The sequence below is a fragment of the Trinickia symbiotica genome (genome assembly GCF_002934455.1).
GTDB lineage: Bacteria > Pseudomonadota > Gammaproteobacteria > Burkholderiales > Burkholderiaceae > Trinickia > Trinickia symbiotica.
In genome coordinates this window covers 1-14575 of sequence record NZ_PTIR01000020.1, presented here as the reverse complement: position 1 = coordinate 14575, position 14575 = coordinate 1, and the positions used below count along the sequence as shown (strand labels likewise).

The following is a 14575-nucleotide window of genomic DNA, read 5'->3' as shown; positions in this document are numbered from 1 at the left end:
CGGCCACGCACGTCGCCTCACGCATCGCGCTCACGCGGCCGCGCTGTTCCGCTTCGCGTCCATCAGCGCGGTAAAGCGGTCGAACAGATACCCGATGTCATGCGGGCCCGGCGATGCTTCCGGATGACCTTGGAAGCAGAACGCGGGCTTGTCGGTCAATTCGAAACCCTGCAGCGTGCCGTCGAAGAGCGACACGTGGGTCACGCGCGCATTGGCCGGCAGTGTTTCGGTATCGACGGCGAAGCCATGGTTTTGCGACGTGATCACGACGCGCCCGTCGGCCAAGTCCTTCACGGGATGGTTCGCGCCGTGATGGCCCGTCTTCATCTTCATCGTCTTCGCGCCGATCGCGAGCCCCATAATCTGGTGGCCGAGGCAGATGCCGAAAGTCGGAACGCCGCGCTCGATGAACTCTTTCGTCGCGGCGATTGCGTAGTCGCACGGCTCCGGATCGCCGGGACCGTTCGAGAGGAAAATCCCGTCAGGATTGAGTGCCAGCGCCTCGGCCGCGCTCGCCTGAGCGGGGAGTACGGTCACGTGGCAGCCGCGCTCGGCGAGCATGCGCAAGATGTTGTGCTTGACGCCGTAGTCGAACGCGACGACGCGATAGCGCGGCGCGCGCTGCGCGCCGAAGCCGCTGCCGAGTCGCCATTCCGTCTGCGTCCATTCGTAGGGCTTCGTCGTCGAGACGACCTTCGCGAGATCCATCCCGGCCAGGCCGGGGAACGAGCGCGCGAGCTCGATGGCGCGCGCCTCGTCGTCGCTGCCCGCCAGCACGCAGCCGTTTTGCGCGCCCTTGTCTCGCAAAATGCGCGTGAGATGCCGCGTGTCGATGCCGGCGATGGCGACGACACCCTCGTCACGCAGATATTCGACGAGCGTGCGCTCGCTGCGGAAGTTCGAGGCGCGCACGGGCAGATCGCGGATGACGAGGCCGGCCGCATGGACCTTCGTCGACTCGACATCCTCGCCGTTGGCGCCGACGTTGCCGATGTGCGGATAGGTGAGCGTCACGATCTGACGCGCGTAGCTCGGGTCGGTCAGGATTTCCTGATAGCCTGTGATCGCTGTGTTGAACACGACCTCGCCGATCGTATGGCCGGCGGCGCCGATCGAGTAGCCGCGAAAGACCGTGCCGTCGGCAAGTGCTAGCAGAGCGGGAGGAAAAGACGGCAACACGGGAAGCTCCTTGGGGAACACCCTGTTGCCGACCTGTCATCCGCCACGTGGCTGTCGCGCTCGACCGAAGCGGCGCTCGACGTTCCGCTTCGCATCGTTCGGTTTGCGGGACTTACGGTCCACGGGCACGGTCGCGGTGGTCGCGATGCCGGCACTGGCAACACCAAACGGCGCATCGAGCGGCGGATGAACGGGATGGGAGAGGTAGGCGCTAGGGTGCGGGTTGAATATGCAAAACTTTCGAATTATAGCCTGAAAGCCCCTTCCCTACAATCGGCATGCGGAGTGCGGCAGCTCGCTCGTTGCCGGCTTGCCGGTGAGTCCGGCCCTGCGCGCCGAGCAGCGTGCCAGCAGCCAGTATAAAACGAAGCCGAAGCGCTGCCTAAAACTAAGCAAAGCACGAAGCGAAGCAACGAAGCAAAGCCGAACTCCTGCCGCTTACTGTTGCTTGCTCCTCGAAGACTCGGCCGCGACCTTTTCGCCGCCTTGCGCGGCTTTGGCCGTCTTGCGAGCCGGCTTGGACGAGTCCGCCGCCTTTTGCGGCGCTGCGGTTTTCTTCACGGAAGCGCTCTTGCCGGCCGCCGGAGCCGCAGCCGCAGCCGCGACTTTTGCCTTGGCGGCCCCGCCGCGGCTTTTGCTCGCCACCGCTTTCTCGTGGCGCGAACCCGCCTTCGCCACGGATTTCGCGGGCGTCTTGGCGGACGCCTTGGTGGTCGCCGGGCGAGCCTCGACCTTTTCGACGTGGGCGTCCGCCGGAATCGTCGTCGCGATTCTCTGCGGGCCCGGCTCGGCCGGCACGGGCTTGCCGACCGGCACGTGCAGCACGATGAGTTGCCCCGGCAATGCCGTGTCGCGCCGCGTCTTGTTCCACGCCTTCAACTGCGCGATCGAAACGTGATACCGGTCAGCGACGGCGGCGAACGACTGCTTGCGGCGAATGCGGATCAGCATCTTGCGCGTGTCGGGAACGTCGGGCTCCATCGCGAGCACGGCGCTTTCCGCGATATCCGCGCTGATGTCCTCGTCGTCGTCATCGCCGCGCGGCACGAGCAGCGTCGAGCCCGGCTTCAGGCGCATGTGCGCCGGAATCTTGTTGACGGACACGAGCATGTCCGGATCGACACCGAGCTTTTCGGCGAGCGCGGCCGGACGCGTGCGCTCCGTCACCGTATAGGTGGTCCACGACGACAGTTGTCCGTCGTACGACTTCAGATTGCGCTCGAAGGCGCTCGCATTGTCGAACGGAAGCAGGATCTGCGGCTGCGTCGCGCCGAGAATGACGGGCTTCTTGAACGATGGGTTGAGCGCGCGGAATTCGTCGAGCGACAGGTTGGCGAGCTTGGCCGCCACCTCGACGTCGATATCACGCGACGTCGTCACGGACACGAAATAGGGATGGTTCGGAATCGACGGCAACGAAAGCCCATATACCTGGGGATTCATCACGATGTTCTTCACGGCTTGCAGCTTCGGCACGTAGTTACGCGTCTCGTTCGGCATGCGCAGGCTCGCGTAGTCCGTCGGCAAGCCGGCCGCCTGGTTACGCGCGATGGCGCGCTGAACGTTTCCTTCACCCCAGTTGTAAGCCGCGAGCGCCAAGTACCAGTCGCCGAACATGTCATGCAGGCGCGACAGATAGTCGAGCGCCGCCTCCGTCGAGGCGAGCACGTCGCGCCGCTCGTCCTGCCACATGTTCTGCTTCAAATTGAACGTGCGGCCCGTATCGGGCACGAACTGCCACATGCCGGCCGCCTTCGCGACCGATAGCGCCTGCGGGTTGTACGCCGACTCGATGAAAGGCAGGAGGGCAAGCTCCGTCGGCATATTGCGCGACTCGAGTTCCTCGACGATGTAATAGAGATACTTCTGCGAGCGGTCCGTCATGCGCTGGACGTAATCGGGACGCTGCGCGTACCAGCTGACCTGCGCATCGACGAGGTCGCCCTGCAAATCAGGAATCTGAAAGCCGCGCCGAATGCGCGCCCAAAGATCGGTGTCCTGCGTGGTAAGTTGCTCGACCGAGCTGTTGTCTACGTCGATCGTTTGTTTGGCGGTGGCAGTGCGCAGCGTATCGGTGGGGGTTTGCGAGTTGGAAGCGTCGGTGGAGGGGTTCGTCGCAGGGCCTTGACTCGCACAGGCGGCGAGCATCAAGACCAATAGCGCACTTAGGATCAATCGCATGAACGTCTCGGCTTCCAAAGCTGCAAATTGCGAGCGATAGTACGAAAGCCCGCCGCAGACGTCAACCAAAAATCGTAAAAAAGCTTGTCAAATCCGGGGCTTGGCACACATTTTCGCGGCCCGGCGCGAGGGATGGCGCACAGTCCGGCGGCCAGCTTGGCAAAGCGTGCAAGAAAAGAATAGATGCCCTGCGCCCTTAGCGAAAGCGGTTCTTCCACTCCCGCATCAGCGTGAACGAGGCGAGGCGATCCGCGACCTCCTCATGCAGTTCGTCCGCGAGCGTGCGGCGGATCTCGGGGCTGTCCGCGCGCAGGAACGGATTGACGGCGCGCTCGTGAGCGATAGTCGTCGGGAGCGTCGGCTCGTTGCGAGCACGCCGGGCGGCGGCTTCGTCACGCCAGGCGGCGAGCTCGGCATTGCCCGGTTCGCAGGCGAGCGCAAAGCGGATGTTCGACAACGTGTACTCGTGCGCGCAATGGACCTGCGTCTCGCCGGGCAGCGCGGCGAGCGCATCCAACGATGCGAGCATTTGCGAGGGGGTGCCCTCGAAGAGACGACCGCATCCGCAAGCAAAAAGCGTGTCCCCGCAAAAGACATGAGGGGCATGTTCGCCGCGGCCGGCTTGAAAGTAAGCGATGTGTCCGCGCGTGTGGCCCGGTACGTCGAGCACCGTCAGTTCGAGCGCGGGTGCCTCGATCCTCACGTGATCGCCGCCCGAGACCGAATGCGTCACTTCGGCGATCGCTTCGGCGGCAGGCCCGTAAACGGGGATGGGAGCAATTGACGCATCGCGGCACAAGTCGGCCACTCCGCCGACGTGGTCGGCATGGTGGTGCGTGAGTAGAATAGCGCTCAGTCGCCAGCCTCGTTTTGCCAGATAGGCGCGAACGGGGGCGGCTTCGCCCGGGTCGACCGCGACCGCATCACGGCCGTCGGACACGAGCCAGATGTAGTTGTCCGCAAACGCCGGCACCGGCACGTATTCGAGCGTTTTCATAGGCGACTTTGTCAACCGATGTCTGATCGACCGATTATAGACTGGCCCGCCTGGACCGATTCTCCGCCCGGGCGCTATGTACTCGAGTGGGAGCAGGCGCAACTCGACCGCGTCGTCTTCAACGTGTTCGGGTATCACGCGCTCCAGCTCGGGCTGCCGCGACTCGATGCGCTGCGCGAGAACCGCATGCCATGTCGCGGCCTCGTGCTCGATTCGGCGAGCGGGGCGAGTGCGCCCTACACTTATCCGCCTGCGCGCTCGCCGCATGTCGCCGGCCCCGAGTTGCCGGGCTCCGCGCCCTTGCCCGGCGCGCCGAACTCGTCGCCCGTACCAAGCGATCGCCATGCGCCCGACGGCAGGACGACGGTCTGGTGCGATCTGCTCGATCTGCCGTTCGAGGCGCAAAGCGTCGATCTGATCGTCATGCCGCACACGCTCGAATTCACGCGCGATCCGCACCGGCTGCTGCGCGAAGCCGAGCGCGTGCTGATGCCGGAGGGGCAGCTCATCATCCTCGGGTTCAATTCGTTGAGCCTTTGGGGCGCGCGCCAATCGGTCGGCAAGATGACGGGACGCCCATTCGTGCCGGCCGCGCACGATCTCATCGCCTTCACGCGAATCAAGGACTGGATCAAGCTGCTCGGTTTCGAGCTTGAACGCGGACGCTTCGGCTGCTATCGTCCGCCCCTCGACGGCGAAACATGGCTTTCGCGTTTTGCGTTCATGGAGCAGGCCGGCGATCGGTGGTGGCCGATCTTCGGCGCGGTCTACATGGTCACGGCCGTCAAGCGCGTGCGCGGCATGCGGCTAATTGGCCCAGTCAAGGTCAAAAAGCCGGTGCTCGCCACAGGACTTACGCCCGCCGCCACCCACAAGACACACAACCCGAGTATTTGAAGTGACGACCGAGTTCATCGAAATCTTTACGGACGGCGCGTGCAAAGGCAACCCGGGCCCCGGCGGATGGGGCGCGCTGTTGCGCTATGGCACGCAGGAAAAAGAGCTTTTTGGCGGCGAGCCGTCCACGACCAACAATCGAATGGAGCTCATGGCCGTGATTGCCGCGCTCGAGGCGCTGAAGCGACCCTGCAATGTCGTGGTCCATACCGATTCGCAGTATGTGCAGAAAGGCATCAGCGAGTGGATTCACGGCTGGAAGAAGAAGAACTGGATGACGGCGGCGCGCACGCCCGTGAAAAATGCCGATCTCTGGCGGCGGCTCGACGATCTCGCGTCGATTCATCAGATTGAATGGCGCTGGGTCAAGGGGCATGCGGGACATCCCGAGAACGAGCGCGCCGACGCGCTCGCCAACCGTGGCGTCAACGCACTGGCGGAACAAGGCTGAGCGCTGCGTTTTCCGTTTTACGCTTTCTTCGACATTCGACATCGTCTTCAAGCGAGTAACAAGAATATGCGCCAGATTGTCCTGGACACTGAAACAACAGGCCTCAATGCCCGCACCGGCGACCGCATCATCGAAATTGGCGGCGTCGAAATCGTGAATCGGCGCCTCACTGGCAACAATCTGCACTTCTATATCAACCCCGAGCGCGACAGCGATCCGGGCGCGCTTGCGGTTCACGGGCTCACGACCGAGTTCCTGCGCGACAAGCCCAAGTTCGCGGAGATCGTCGACGAACTGCGCGACTATCTGCAAGGCGCGGAGCTCATCATTCACAACGCGCCGTTCGACCTCGGGTTTCTCGAGGTCGAGTTTTCGCTGCTGGGGCTGCCGTCGTTCCGGGAGCACTATGCAAGCTGCGTCGACACGCTCGTGCAAGCGAAGACGATGTTCCCCGGTAAGCGGAACTCGCTCGATGCGCTTTGCGACCGGTTCGGCGTGAGCAACGCGCATCGCACGCTGCATGGTGCGTTGCTCGACGCGGAATTGTTGGCCGAGGTCTACCTTGCGATGACGCGTGGGCAGGAAAGCCTCGTCATCGATATGCTCGGGGAGCCATCGAGTAAGAGCGATGTGGTTTCGGCGCGGCCGATGGTGTCGTTTGAATCGATGTCGTTGCCGGTGGTCGCTGCCGATGCCGATGAGCTTAGTGCGCACCAGGCTGTGCTCGACGATATCGACAAGGCCATCAAGGGCACGAGCGTCTGGCGGCACGAGCCCCCTGCCCCTGCTTCTTCCGAAGCCGGCGGGGATTCCGCGGTTGCGCAAGCCGCTTAAAAAGCACTTGCCGGGCCACGACAGGTCTGTCATAATCCGTGGCTCTTCGGGTGGTTAGCTCAGCGGTAGAGCACTGCCTTCACACGGCACTCGTCTAAGGTTGATGCCCTTAGAAATCAAGCACTTAGGCGAGCAGCCCGTCCACCGATTTCCACACTCAAGTCCTACCAGAGTCCTTCGGCCGTATGCCGAGCGGGATTGCTCAGGCACTTTATTTTACCCGACGGACGCAGAAAGGCAGTTGCGCGGGTCACGTTGCGGCTTTCCCCTGAAGTATGATGCTCGAAAAACGAGGGGACCAACCGTGAAGACCACCTTGCCGCTGTTCGCGCTGTTAGTGGCCGCATCGATTTGCCGCGCAGAGGAACCAGCCAGCGTCACCTCCCGAAAGATGGCCGATTGCACCGTTCCAGACGTGATCGGCGTCCGGATGTACGAGTCTGATCGCCGCGTCGCTGAACTGTCCCCAACCACGATGCCGCTGCTCGACAAGATGAAGGCGCTGGCCGACAAAGCGCACGATCCGAAGCGGCCAGTGGGCGAACAACTATCCGGCAAAGACAACGAGCAGTTGGGCGAGATTCGGAGCCGCTTAATGGCGCTTCAGTGGCACAGGCTCATCGAGAGTCGATACTCCAAGCACTTGCAGCTAATCGAAGAGATGACGGAGTCAGTGGATGCAAAATACCGCTGGGGCCGCGACCCGGACGAAAAGAGTTCCGACTATATGGCGGACGTGACGCCAGCAATTCTGCAGGACATCAGTCCGGTCAACACATTCAACCCGCCCAAGGAAGACCACTGCACCTTAGTTTGGGCGCTTTACTTGCAGGAGCAGCCGTCTCTCGCCGCGTTGAACGCACCCGAATTGGACGCCGCAGCGGCCGCAGCGAAGCAACTGCAGCAGAAATATCACGTTGCGCATGTCGACCGCAATGCGCTGTCGCCAGACGATCAGCGTATTTTCGACCAAGCACAAACGACCCTCGTGCGGATGCAACGAGACGCCGCGCACGCTCAGCAGATCGAGCAAATCAAAACGATGGTTGAGGCGTCAGACTTGATCTATGACACGAGCATGAAGGACTTCGACCAGAGCGCGGGCGATCCCGACTCGTCTATCGATACACTTAAGCAAATGGAGAAGGACGGAAAGCTTTCCGCTCAGATGGTGATGCGGGTCAACGTCTGGTTAAAACTCGATGAGAAATATCCGAGTACCGAAGCGGCTGGGCTGGACGCCCTAAAGAAAGCAACGTCTGCCGCGCCAAGCAAATAGGACTGCCCCTGCCCTAGCTCGGCAAGCGCGAACATTCCCGCGCTGAATCGGATGGCCTACGGGACGCGCTGAGGACCATCCGTTGGCTATGAAGTGTACGAACGGGGAACGCGCGACCAAAATGAGGCCGCAGAATCCTTCCAGCCGCTGCGGCCTAGTCCATCCATCAACGGGCTTTCACGACGCGAAAAGGTCACTTCCTGGTTGGTCCTGCCGCCATCAAAAGTCCAGCCGCGCCCCTTGCACTCTTCCGAGAGGCACGATGGCAAGGTGCACTGCGCGAAGGTCAAAGCTATGACCATCGCAAATTTCCTGGTAGCCGCGATCTATTGCCCAGAGTTGCTTTCGCACAAACTTCCCTTTGGTCGCGAGCGATACCTGGACCATCCCCTCCGCGAAAACCTTAGCCAATGCTTCAATCCCGGATACCGTCACATCAGCGCGCACCCACTCGCCATCGAACGCGCCATTGCTTGTGAATCCTTGTTTGCTCATCCCTTCGTGCGTGACGAGCAGCGGCAAGCCTTCGAGCGTTTCAAGGAATTCGGCGCGCGCCAACTCGTCGGCTGGATAGAAGGTATTGCCGCGCCCACGCATGCGGCGGAACGGTCGCTCCACTTCGCAGTCGAACAGAGGCATTACGCCTGCTCGAAATATCCGGGAGTCCGTGAACGTCACGGACCAGTCTTCGTTCAGCCTGATCGCCATGACCGTTAACGCCGCGAAGACTTCTCGATTGTCCGACTAGCATCGATCTGCGCTTGCAGGCGCGGCGTATCCGGCGAGTTGGGATAGAGTTGAACGAACGATTCCGGCCGCATATTGTCTTCGCCATCACGATCTGTGAACCCATCGATTGCGCCTACCAACAAAAGAATCGTGTTGCGCGCATCCTTCCGCTCTGCTGCCGTGGCCGATGGATCGCGACTGACTTCAACGCACCCGGCAATAGCGTTCTCCTTCGTCCAGTTGACGAGGCCGAGCCGACGCTTTACACGCGCTTGAGCGGCGCCACTTTCGATGTCCTTAAGTATGTCTTTCATTTCCGTTTCCTTTCGCGCTTGAATCGCTTATAGAGGGCGCATCCTGCTTCGACCAAAGTTTTGATCGAAAGCGAACAACGATAGCCACTCGATCATGCAGCGGCTGCCTCTTTCGCTTCCTCGCAGTACAACGCCTCGAACAATTCGATGGACAGATCATACGGAACGGTCGTCTTCAACACCCGCTCGCGGAACTTGTCGAAGGCCTCCCACGCAGCAAGCCGCCCAGCGAACCGGCCTCCACGTGTAACCATCTCTTTGTACGCAACAATCGGCGTATTGATTTCTCCGATTGCGCGCAGGTAGTTGATGATCGAGATAAAGATGCACACCTGCTCGTTAATGGAATTGAGGGATAGATTCGCGGCAATCTGCCCGAGTCCGGACCTGGCGCGTCCGCCCTCAAACGACAGCGCAAACGGGATAACGGTGATTGAGCCTGTCTGAAAGGCGCCGGAGAACAGCCTGATGAAACCATTCTCATCCCTGTTGATGTTCGAGATGAGCTTGAAGTCGTGGAAGTTCGGCTGAAAGCCGTTGATTGTGCGGCGGACATTCATTGCCTCACACAGGCACGCATAAAGAACCTGCTCTGCTTGACGCTTGTTCATTGCTTAGAACTCCTGATTCAATTGGGCGGCCAGCTTCCCAGCCGCCTTGCATCGTGTTACTTGCGGCGAGCTTCCGTGGTCACGCGCAGACCTTTGAACAGCGCATACACTTCATCGCCAACGAGCGTGCGCGGCTCCATGCCGTGCTTGGCGCGAACAATGTCGCCTGCATCACCGACGGCTTGTGCCACCTTCAACCGCGCGACCTTTCCTGCCGCGACTTCCATTTGGAGGCGCGTCTCGTGATCCATCGCGACATATTGGCCGCTGCGGCTGTCCATGGCGTTTCGCTGCAACTCTTTCAGCGCGGCTTGGTAGTGGGCTTCCTCGTCCTCTTCCGACACGCTGCCCATCTCAGCGCAACGTATCTTCGCGATTGCGCGGGCCTGTTCCTCGATGTTCGAATTGGCCGTTGCGCCGCGCGAGCCGTATTGGCCGCCCGTGGTTGCTTGCTCGGACAGCAAGGAGTCGAGCGCGGCGTTGATCTTCGGGATAGTGCAAGCGATCCTTTGCAGCGTCGCATCGGCAATGTCGCGAAGATTTCTGGGCGCTGCGTCACCCATTGCCTGGATCTTCACGATTGCATCCAGCCCGTTGGCGAGCGCTAGTGCGGACTTGCCGATGCGCTCAAATTTGTTCTTGTACGCAATGCCCTTCACAGACGGCTTGATCTTCGCCGAGGAAGGGATGACTTGATCTGTTGCTGTTCCTTTGCGGCCTGCGCTCAGAACCGAGGCGTACACCGGATCAACGTTCCTTGCGGCTGCATCTGCTGCCTCGCGCGCACGCTGCTTGGCCGCGTTGGCCTTCTTCACCGGGTAAGGCGTGCGGTCGTGCATGATGTTCTTCGGGATTTTGATGTTTCGAATAGTGGTTACCATGATCTACTCCAATTGAAGGTTGATGATTACTGCACGCCGACCTGCGCCTTGATCGCGGCCACATCCATTACGGATACGTTGCGAAGCACGTTGGCGATTTTCTGCAACAGAGGGTTGCCTTCTGCGACAGCAAACCGATCCAAATCAGCCGCGCGTGTGACACGTTCGGCAGGCGTCTCTTCAACGCCCTTCATCAAAATCGCCTTCGCGTGATCGTCCGCAAGGACTTCGTTGAGATCGCCCATGTTGACGATGGTGGGGTGGTTGATGGTGATACTCATGTTTAGTATTCCTAACTGGTTGAGTTGGCGTACCGAACAAGGCTGCTATCGATAAGTCCGGTGTAAGAATTATCTCCGTGGCAGGTGTACGCGACACCAGCATCGTTCTCCTGCAACAGACATCACGCAGGCGGGCAGCCATCCACCGTTACATAGAACGGTTCAGCGCGGCTGCTCAGGTTGTACCTCAGCGCGGTAATAACCCACGACTTGTTCAAGCCGGGATTCATCAGCGACTTCAACGTTGCCGCCCCCGCAAGTTGGATTTTCGGATCGTACAAACAAGTGAACTCGACGCCCCACTCCGTCCACATCGGAGTGCCGATGAACTCATCCACGGCCACCGTGTTGAAGTTGTCGATGACCTGGTTCACATCCTTCACAATCAGCGTATTGTTATCGATGAACGCCGCGACGTTTGGGCGAAAGGCCTCTTGGATGTCGACCAGTAGCGCGGCGACAATCTCAGTAGTGCCGGAAAGGTTCGATATGACCTTGTCCTTCAGGCTGGTGACGCACAGAACGCGAGCAAGGCCCATCTGCTTCGCTATCCAATTCGCGTACTGCTCCACGGTAGCCGATGCAGGTGCGACATCCGAAATGAACTGCGTCTTTTGCTGCGCGAGTTGATAGCACGTCAGCCGCACCCCGATATTCGGTGGTCCGCTGATCGGATCGCACAACACCACCCAACCGTCGAAGATGAGTGTCGTGGTGTTCTGTCCGGGTGCAGCAGGGCCAACCGATCCGCTGTGGTATCCGGCGTAGACCTTGACGGGCACAAAGTTGTTGCGAGGGGCGACAGCGCCAACCGGTTGCTCGATTTGCCGTTTGTTCCAGGCGGTGAACTGCGACAAAAGCGTCTGCCGCAATGCCTGCGATAACCCGAAGACATCGATGGTGCAGGTGTGCTGTAGGCCCAACGCCATCTTCGAGACATTCACGTGCATGTCTAGCGATGCATCCAACGTCACATCGCCACTATCAAGCGTCATCACGACGTTCAAGATTCGTTTTGTGAGTGCCATGATTAGCCCTTCTCGCTGGTCATATAGTGCTCCAGCAAATCGTTCCCTGCCTTCGTGAGTTGCCGTTGAACCTCAGCCGCAACATCCTGCGGGCTGGCGGCTCCATTCACGTTGATAGTGATGTTCGGGCTGACCACCGGACGGACGTTTTGCGTGAGCACGGACCTATCACCTTCACGTGCATTCGCTTCGATTGCCGCGCTGTACTGTTTGAGGTACTGGAAGTTCATCGCCGCTTGGGCTAGCTCGCGCATCGTTGCGTTGGGGACTTGCGGGTTCAACAATCCCTGCCGCACCGCTGCCTGTTGCGCTTGTAGCGTGTTGCTCTTGCCAATCAACTCGTTGGTCAAGCTGTGGCTTAACTGGGTGATCGCAAACGAGACGTCACCGCGATTCACGCCGCCTTGCTTAATCTGCAGAAGGGGGACATGGAGATTGTCCGCGATGGCCTGCGCCACGCTGTTCGCCTGCAAGTTGCTGCGACCGATCCCTATGCCTTTGCCGCTGCCATATCCCGACTCGTAAGCCATCATTGCGGCTGAGAATCCAGCCTTGTCCGTGACCGCCTTGTCCGGATCGAAGCCGCGCGACTTGAGGAAGGCGAGATAAGCGCCCTGGTTGTTCTCGCTCGCGGGCGCATACTTCCCGACAATTGCACGCGGCGTATTCAGACCCCTGCCGAAGTAGTTCTGATCGAGGAGCGCTCGCTGTGCAGCCGCACCCGTTGCCATATCTGGGAAGACGGCGAAACGCCCATCGCTGCCAGTTGCGCCGTGAGCCTTGGCGAAGTCGCCATATTCGAGGTTGCCGGGGTTGTTGTTGCGCAGGCCGCGAGCGCCGCCTGAAGCCGCTTTTGTGCCTGGAAGCGCGGCGTTGGACGAGCCGCCCAAACCGTTCCTTTTGCCTATCTCACCCGCCCACGCGGCCCACGCCTGTTGCTCGGTGATTGCGCCTGCGAAGGTTCCAACAGACGCGGCAAATTGATTGATGGCGAGACTCATCTGATCGGCAACCTTCTTCCCAGCTTCATTCCGCTGGTCGAGTGCTTCCATCGTCTTCTTGCGCTCATCCTCAGCTGCTTTGGCCGCCGCGTGCGGCTGCTCAGGCACGATGTCCGGAAGGTTCACGCGGTGCCCGTTCTCGATCTTGTAGCGGCCTTGCTTGTAGGTGACTTCGTGCTGCGCGTCGGGATCGGGGCCGATGTTCACGCGATGGCCGTTGACGATCTTGTATGGCCGCGTGTTCTCGCTGGGCTTCGTGGCCTTATTGAAGATGTCCACGAGCTTCGTCAGCCATTGGACGAACTTGTCCATGGCAGGAATGACTTGCTGGCCGAGGCCGATTTCCAACTCGTTGAAGTCCTCCTTCAACTTGCTCATCTGCTGGTTGAGGTTTTGAACTGCCGCCTCCGCCTCTTTGCGCTTGGCGATTTCGGCCGCAGTCAGTTCGGTCACGTCACGGATCGATGCGGCCTGATGCTTGAGCGCAAGCACCCAGTCTTGACTTAGACCTAGCGTTTGTGCGAGGCCCTGCGCCTCGGCATCGCTCATCGCCTTCAGACGCTGCTGAAATTCCGCGAGCCGATCCATCGTGCTCGTGGGGTTGCCGAGCGCCCCAACGTTCACGCCCATCATCATGGCCTTGCGCGCTTCCGTGCCAAGGCGAGTCGGGTCTTTGTAAGCGCCGGTCGTGAGGTCGTTAAATTGCCGCAGTCCTTCGATGGCCGCATCGCGGCTAACATAGCCATTCGAGGAACGAACAAACTTGCGCTGAATCTCCTCCACACGCGCACCAGATATGCCGAGCAGCATACCTTCGCCGCGTTGCACGTTGTACTGATCGCGAAGGGCCATCACGGACTTCACGCCGATTGTGAGCGCAGCAACGGCCGCACCGGCCACCGCGAATTCCGCGCCCATCGCCCGGACTGCCGCGCCTACCGCGTTCATGCCTGGGACTAGCTTGCCAAGTTCGCCCGATGCCTCTGCGGCAAACTTCTTCAGGTCCATTGCGGCCTTGCCGCTCTTCTTGCCGACATCCTCCATCTTCTCGTGCAGCTTTTCGAGACGGCCGATACTGTCACGCAGGTCCACGCTGTACTGCAAAACGAAGCGATCAAGCTCGTCAGCCATTTTGCTTATCTCCACATGTCCGAGAAGAGGAACGTGAACTGGTCCACGCGTTCATCCGTGTACCGCGCGATGAGCGAGCCGCCCGACAAGTCCGCCTCGATGGGATCGAACCCGAACACAAAATTCATGGACACACGGTCGCTTGCCGGAATACGCGTGATGCCCGATTCGGGTGTAACGATATGTTCGGCGTGGACAATCATTGCGAGGTTGCGCGCGGCTTCACTGTCCGGCCGCAGGTTCAGGGCGATTAGGGCACCCTCCGACTCCCGCCAGCCGTCGCTATCATGCACAAGGCACTTAATCGCCGGGATGCGTGCGGCGTTGTACGGTTTGCCGTCACCGTCCTCATCATCGATGCCACCCACGAAATCCCAGCCGCTGAACTCGAAGCCTTGCGGGAAGGTCTTGCTGGCGATCACCCGTGCCCACGTAACTCCTTCAACGAAATGCACGTGAGGGTTGAGTGCCGCGCTCGTTTGCGCGCTGGCGGCCTTAGCCATAGGTGCGCTCCAAGTAGTCGTACTGGATCGGCTGGTCAACACCGAGGAACTCGCGCTTGAACCATTGCGTGCCCTTGAACCATTGCGTGCTCTCGAAGTGTTCCGCCGCGCGATGCTCGTCTGGCGCAGGCTTGAAGTCGTGCAACTCGACACGGAGTTGCAACGCGGCGTCATACGTTGAGCGTAAGCGCGAATTTAAGCGCACCTAGAATCGGAAGCTGAACGAGCGCAGGCTTGCGTCCGCAACTACAACTTGCGGACGCAACCTATGACTGAGA

The 14575-nt window shown here is 60.4% G+C and carries 16 protein-coding genes; 4 read left to right on the top strand and 12 right to left on the bottom strand.

What is annotated here, in order from left to right; translation table 11 throughout:
* Positions 1-30 precede the first annotated feature (30 nt).
* The 3 genes from carA to gloB form a co-directional block, all read right to left on the bottom strand.
* Positions 31-1179: a glutamine-hydrolyzing carbamoyl-phosphate synthase small subunit gene (carA, locus tag B0G57_RS23905; protein ID WP_020566184.1), complete on the bottom strand. Its 1149-nt coding sequence runs from the start codon at positions 1177-1179 to the stop codon at positions 31-33.
* A 438-nt stretch (positions 1180-1617) separates the two neighbouring features.
* Positions 1618-3360 (bottom strand): transglycosylase SLT domain-containing protein, encoded by a 1743-nt coding sequence (locus B0G57_RS23900; protein ID WP_035468631.1) that lies wholly within the window; start codon positions 3358-3360, stop codon positions 1618-1620.
* 196 nt (positions 3361-3556) lie between these two features.
* Complete coding sequence (gene gloB / locus B0G57_RS23895) at positions 3557-4357, bottom strand: hydroxyacylglutathione hydrolase (RefSeq protein ID WP_018440736.1); 801 nt, start codon at positions 4355-4357, stop codon at positions 3557-3559.
* Positions 4358-4375: 18 nt separating this feature from the next.
* Between gloB and B0G57_RS23890 the strand changes: the two genes are divergently transcribed.
* The 4 genes from B0G57_RS23890 (at position 4376) to B0G57_RS23875 (ending at position 7818) form a co-directional block, all read left to right on the top strand.
* Complete coding sequence (locus B0G57_RS23890; RefSeq protein ID WP_018440737.1) at positions 4376-5254, top strand: class I SAM-dependent methyltransferase; 879 nt, start codon at positions 4376-4378, stop codon at positions 5252-5254.
* A gap of 1 nt (position 5255) precedes the next feature.
* Entirely contained in the window at positions 5256-5705 is a 450-nt protein-coding gene (rnhA, locus tag B0G57_RS23885; RefSeq protein WP_018440738.1) for a ribonuclease HI, read from the top strand.
* 66 nt (positions 5706-5771) lie between these two features.
* A complete protein-coding gene (dnaQ, locus tag B0G57_RS23880; RefSeq protein WP_018440739.1) occupies positions 5772-6539 on the top strand; it encodes a DNA polymerase III subunit epsilon in 768 nt (255 codons plus the stop codon).
* A gap of 304 nt (positions 6540-6843) precedes the next feature.
* Positions 6844-7818: a hypothetical protein gene (locus B0G57_RS23875; protein WP_018440740.1), complete on the top strand. Its 975-nt coding sequence runs from the start codon at positions 6844-6846 to the stop codon at positions 7816-7818.
* Between the two features lie 219 nt (positions 7819-8037).
* Here B0G57_RS23875 and B0G57_RS23870 read toward each other — a convergent pair whose 3' ends face one another.
* From B0G57_RS23870 to B0G57_RS31170, 9 genes are all read right to left on the bottom strand, one after another.
* A complete protein-coding gene (locus B0G57_RS23870; RefSeq protein ID WP_018440741.1) occupies positions 8038-8526 on the bottom strand; it encodes a DUF2213 domain-containing protein in 489 nt (162 codons plus the stop codon).
* A 5-nt stretch (positions 8527-8531) separates the two neighbouring features.
* Positions 8532-8861: a hypothetical protein gene (locus B0G57_RS23865; protein WP_018440742.1), complete on the bottom strand. Its 330-nt coding sequence runs from the start codon at positions 8859-8861 to the stop codon at positions 8532-8534.
* 92 nt (positions 8862-8953) lie between these two features.
* Complete coding sequence (locus B0G57_RS23860; protein ID WP_018440743.1) at positions 8954-9472, bottom strand: hypothetical protein; 519 nt, start codon at positions 9470-9472, stop codon at positions 8954-8956.
* A gap of 56 nt (positions 9473-9528) precedes the next feature.
* Positions 9529-10353, bottom strand: a complete 825-nt coding sequence (locus B0G57_RS23855; RefSeq protein ID WP_020566185.1) for a hypothetical protein — start codon at positions 10351-10353, stop codon at positions 9529-9531.
* Positions 10354-10379: 26 nt separating this feature from the next.
* Positions 10380-10634, bottom strand: coding sequence for a hypothetical protein (locus B0G57_RS23850; protein ID WP_020566186.1), 255 nt, complete (start codon positions 10632-10634; stop codon positions 10380-10382).
* A gap of 122 nt (positions 10635-10756) precedes the next feature.
* Positions 10757-11662, bottom strand: coding sequence for a baseplate hub protein (locus B0G57_RS23845; protein ID WP_018440746.1), 906 nt, complete (start codon positions 11660-11662; stop codon positions 10757-10759).
* 2 nt (positions 11663-11664) lie between these two features.
* The gene (locus B0G57_RS23840; RefSeq protein WP_146013391.1) at positions 11665-13707 is read right to left on the bottom strand and encodes a hypothetical protein; all 2043 of its coding nucleotides are present in this window, start codon (positions 13705-13707) and stop codon (positions 11665-11667) included.
* 92 nt (positions 13708-13799) lie between these two features.
* Positions 13800-14297, bottom strand: a complete 498-nt coding sequence (locus B0G57_RS23835; protein ID WP_018440748.1) for a hypothetical protein — start codon at positions 14295-14297, stop codon at positions 13800-13802.
* Positions 14290-14460: a hypothetical protein gene (locus B0G57_RS31170; RefSeq protein ID WP_018440749.1), complete on the bottom strand. Its 171-nt coding sequence runs from the start codon at positions 14458-14460 to the stop codon at positions 14290-14292. The genes B0G57_RS23835 and B0G57_RS31170 overlap by 8 nt, the downstream gene beginning before the upstream one ends.
* Positions 14461-14575: the final 115 nt, after the last annotated feature.

Coding starts and splice junctions, on each gene's coding strand:
- B0G57_RS23900 (WP_035468631.1), bottom strand. CDS start 3,360: ATGCGATTGATCCTAAGTGCGCTATTGGTCTTGATGCTCGCCGCCTGT.
- gloB (WP_018440736.1), bottom strand. CDS start 4,357: ATGAAAACGCTCGAATACGTGCCGGTGCCGGCGTTTGCGGACAACTAC.
- B0G57_RS23890 (WP_018440737.1), top strand. CDS start 4,376: ATGTCTGATCGACCGATTATAGACTGGCCCGCCTGGACCGATTCTCCG.
- dnaQ (WP_018440739.1), top strand. CDS start 5,772: ATGCGCCAGATTGTCCTGGACACTGAAACAACAGGCCTCAATGCCCGC.
- B0G57_RS23870 (WP_018440741.1), bottom strand. CDS start 8,526: ATGGCGATCAGGCTGAACGAAGACTGGTCCGTGACGTTCACGGACTCC.
- B0G57_RS23865 (WP_018440742.1), bottom strand. CDS start 8,861: ATGAAAGACATACTTAAGGACATCGAAAGTGGCGCCGCTCAAGCGCGT.
- B0G57_RS23860 (WP_018440743.1), bottom strand. CDS start 9,472: ATGAACAAGCGTCAAGCAGAGCAGGTTCTTTATGCGTGCCTGTGTGAG.
- B0G57_RS23855 (WP_020566185.1), bottom strand. CDS start 10,353: ATGGTAACCACTATTCGAAACATCAAAATCCCGAAGAACATCATGCAC.
- B0G57_RS23850 (WP_020566186.1), bottom strand. CDS start 10,634: ATGAGTATCACCATCAACCACCCCACCATCGTCAACATGGGCGATCTC.
- B0G57_RS23845 (WP_018440746.1), bottom strand. CDS start 11,662: ATGGCACTCACAAAACGAATCTTGAACGTCGTGATGACGCTTGATAGT.
- B0G57_RS23840 (WP_146013391.1), bottom strand. CDS start 13,707: ATGGAGGATGTCGGCAAGAAGAGCGGCAAGGCCGCAATGGACCTGAAG.
- B0G57_RS23835 (WP_018440748.1), bottom strand. CDS start 14,297: ATGGCTAAGGCCGCCAGCGCGCAAACGAGCGCGGCACTCAACCCTCAC.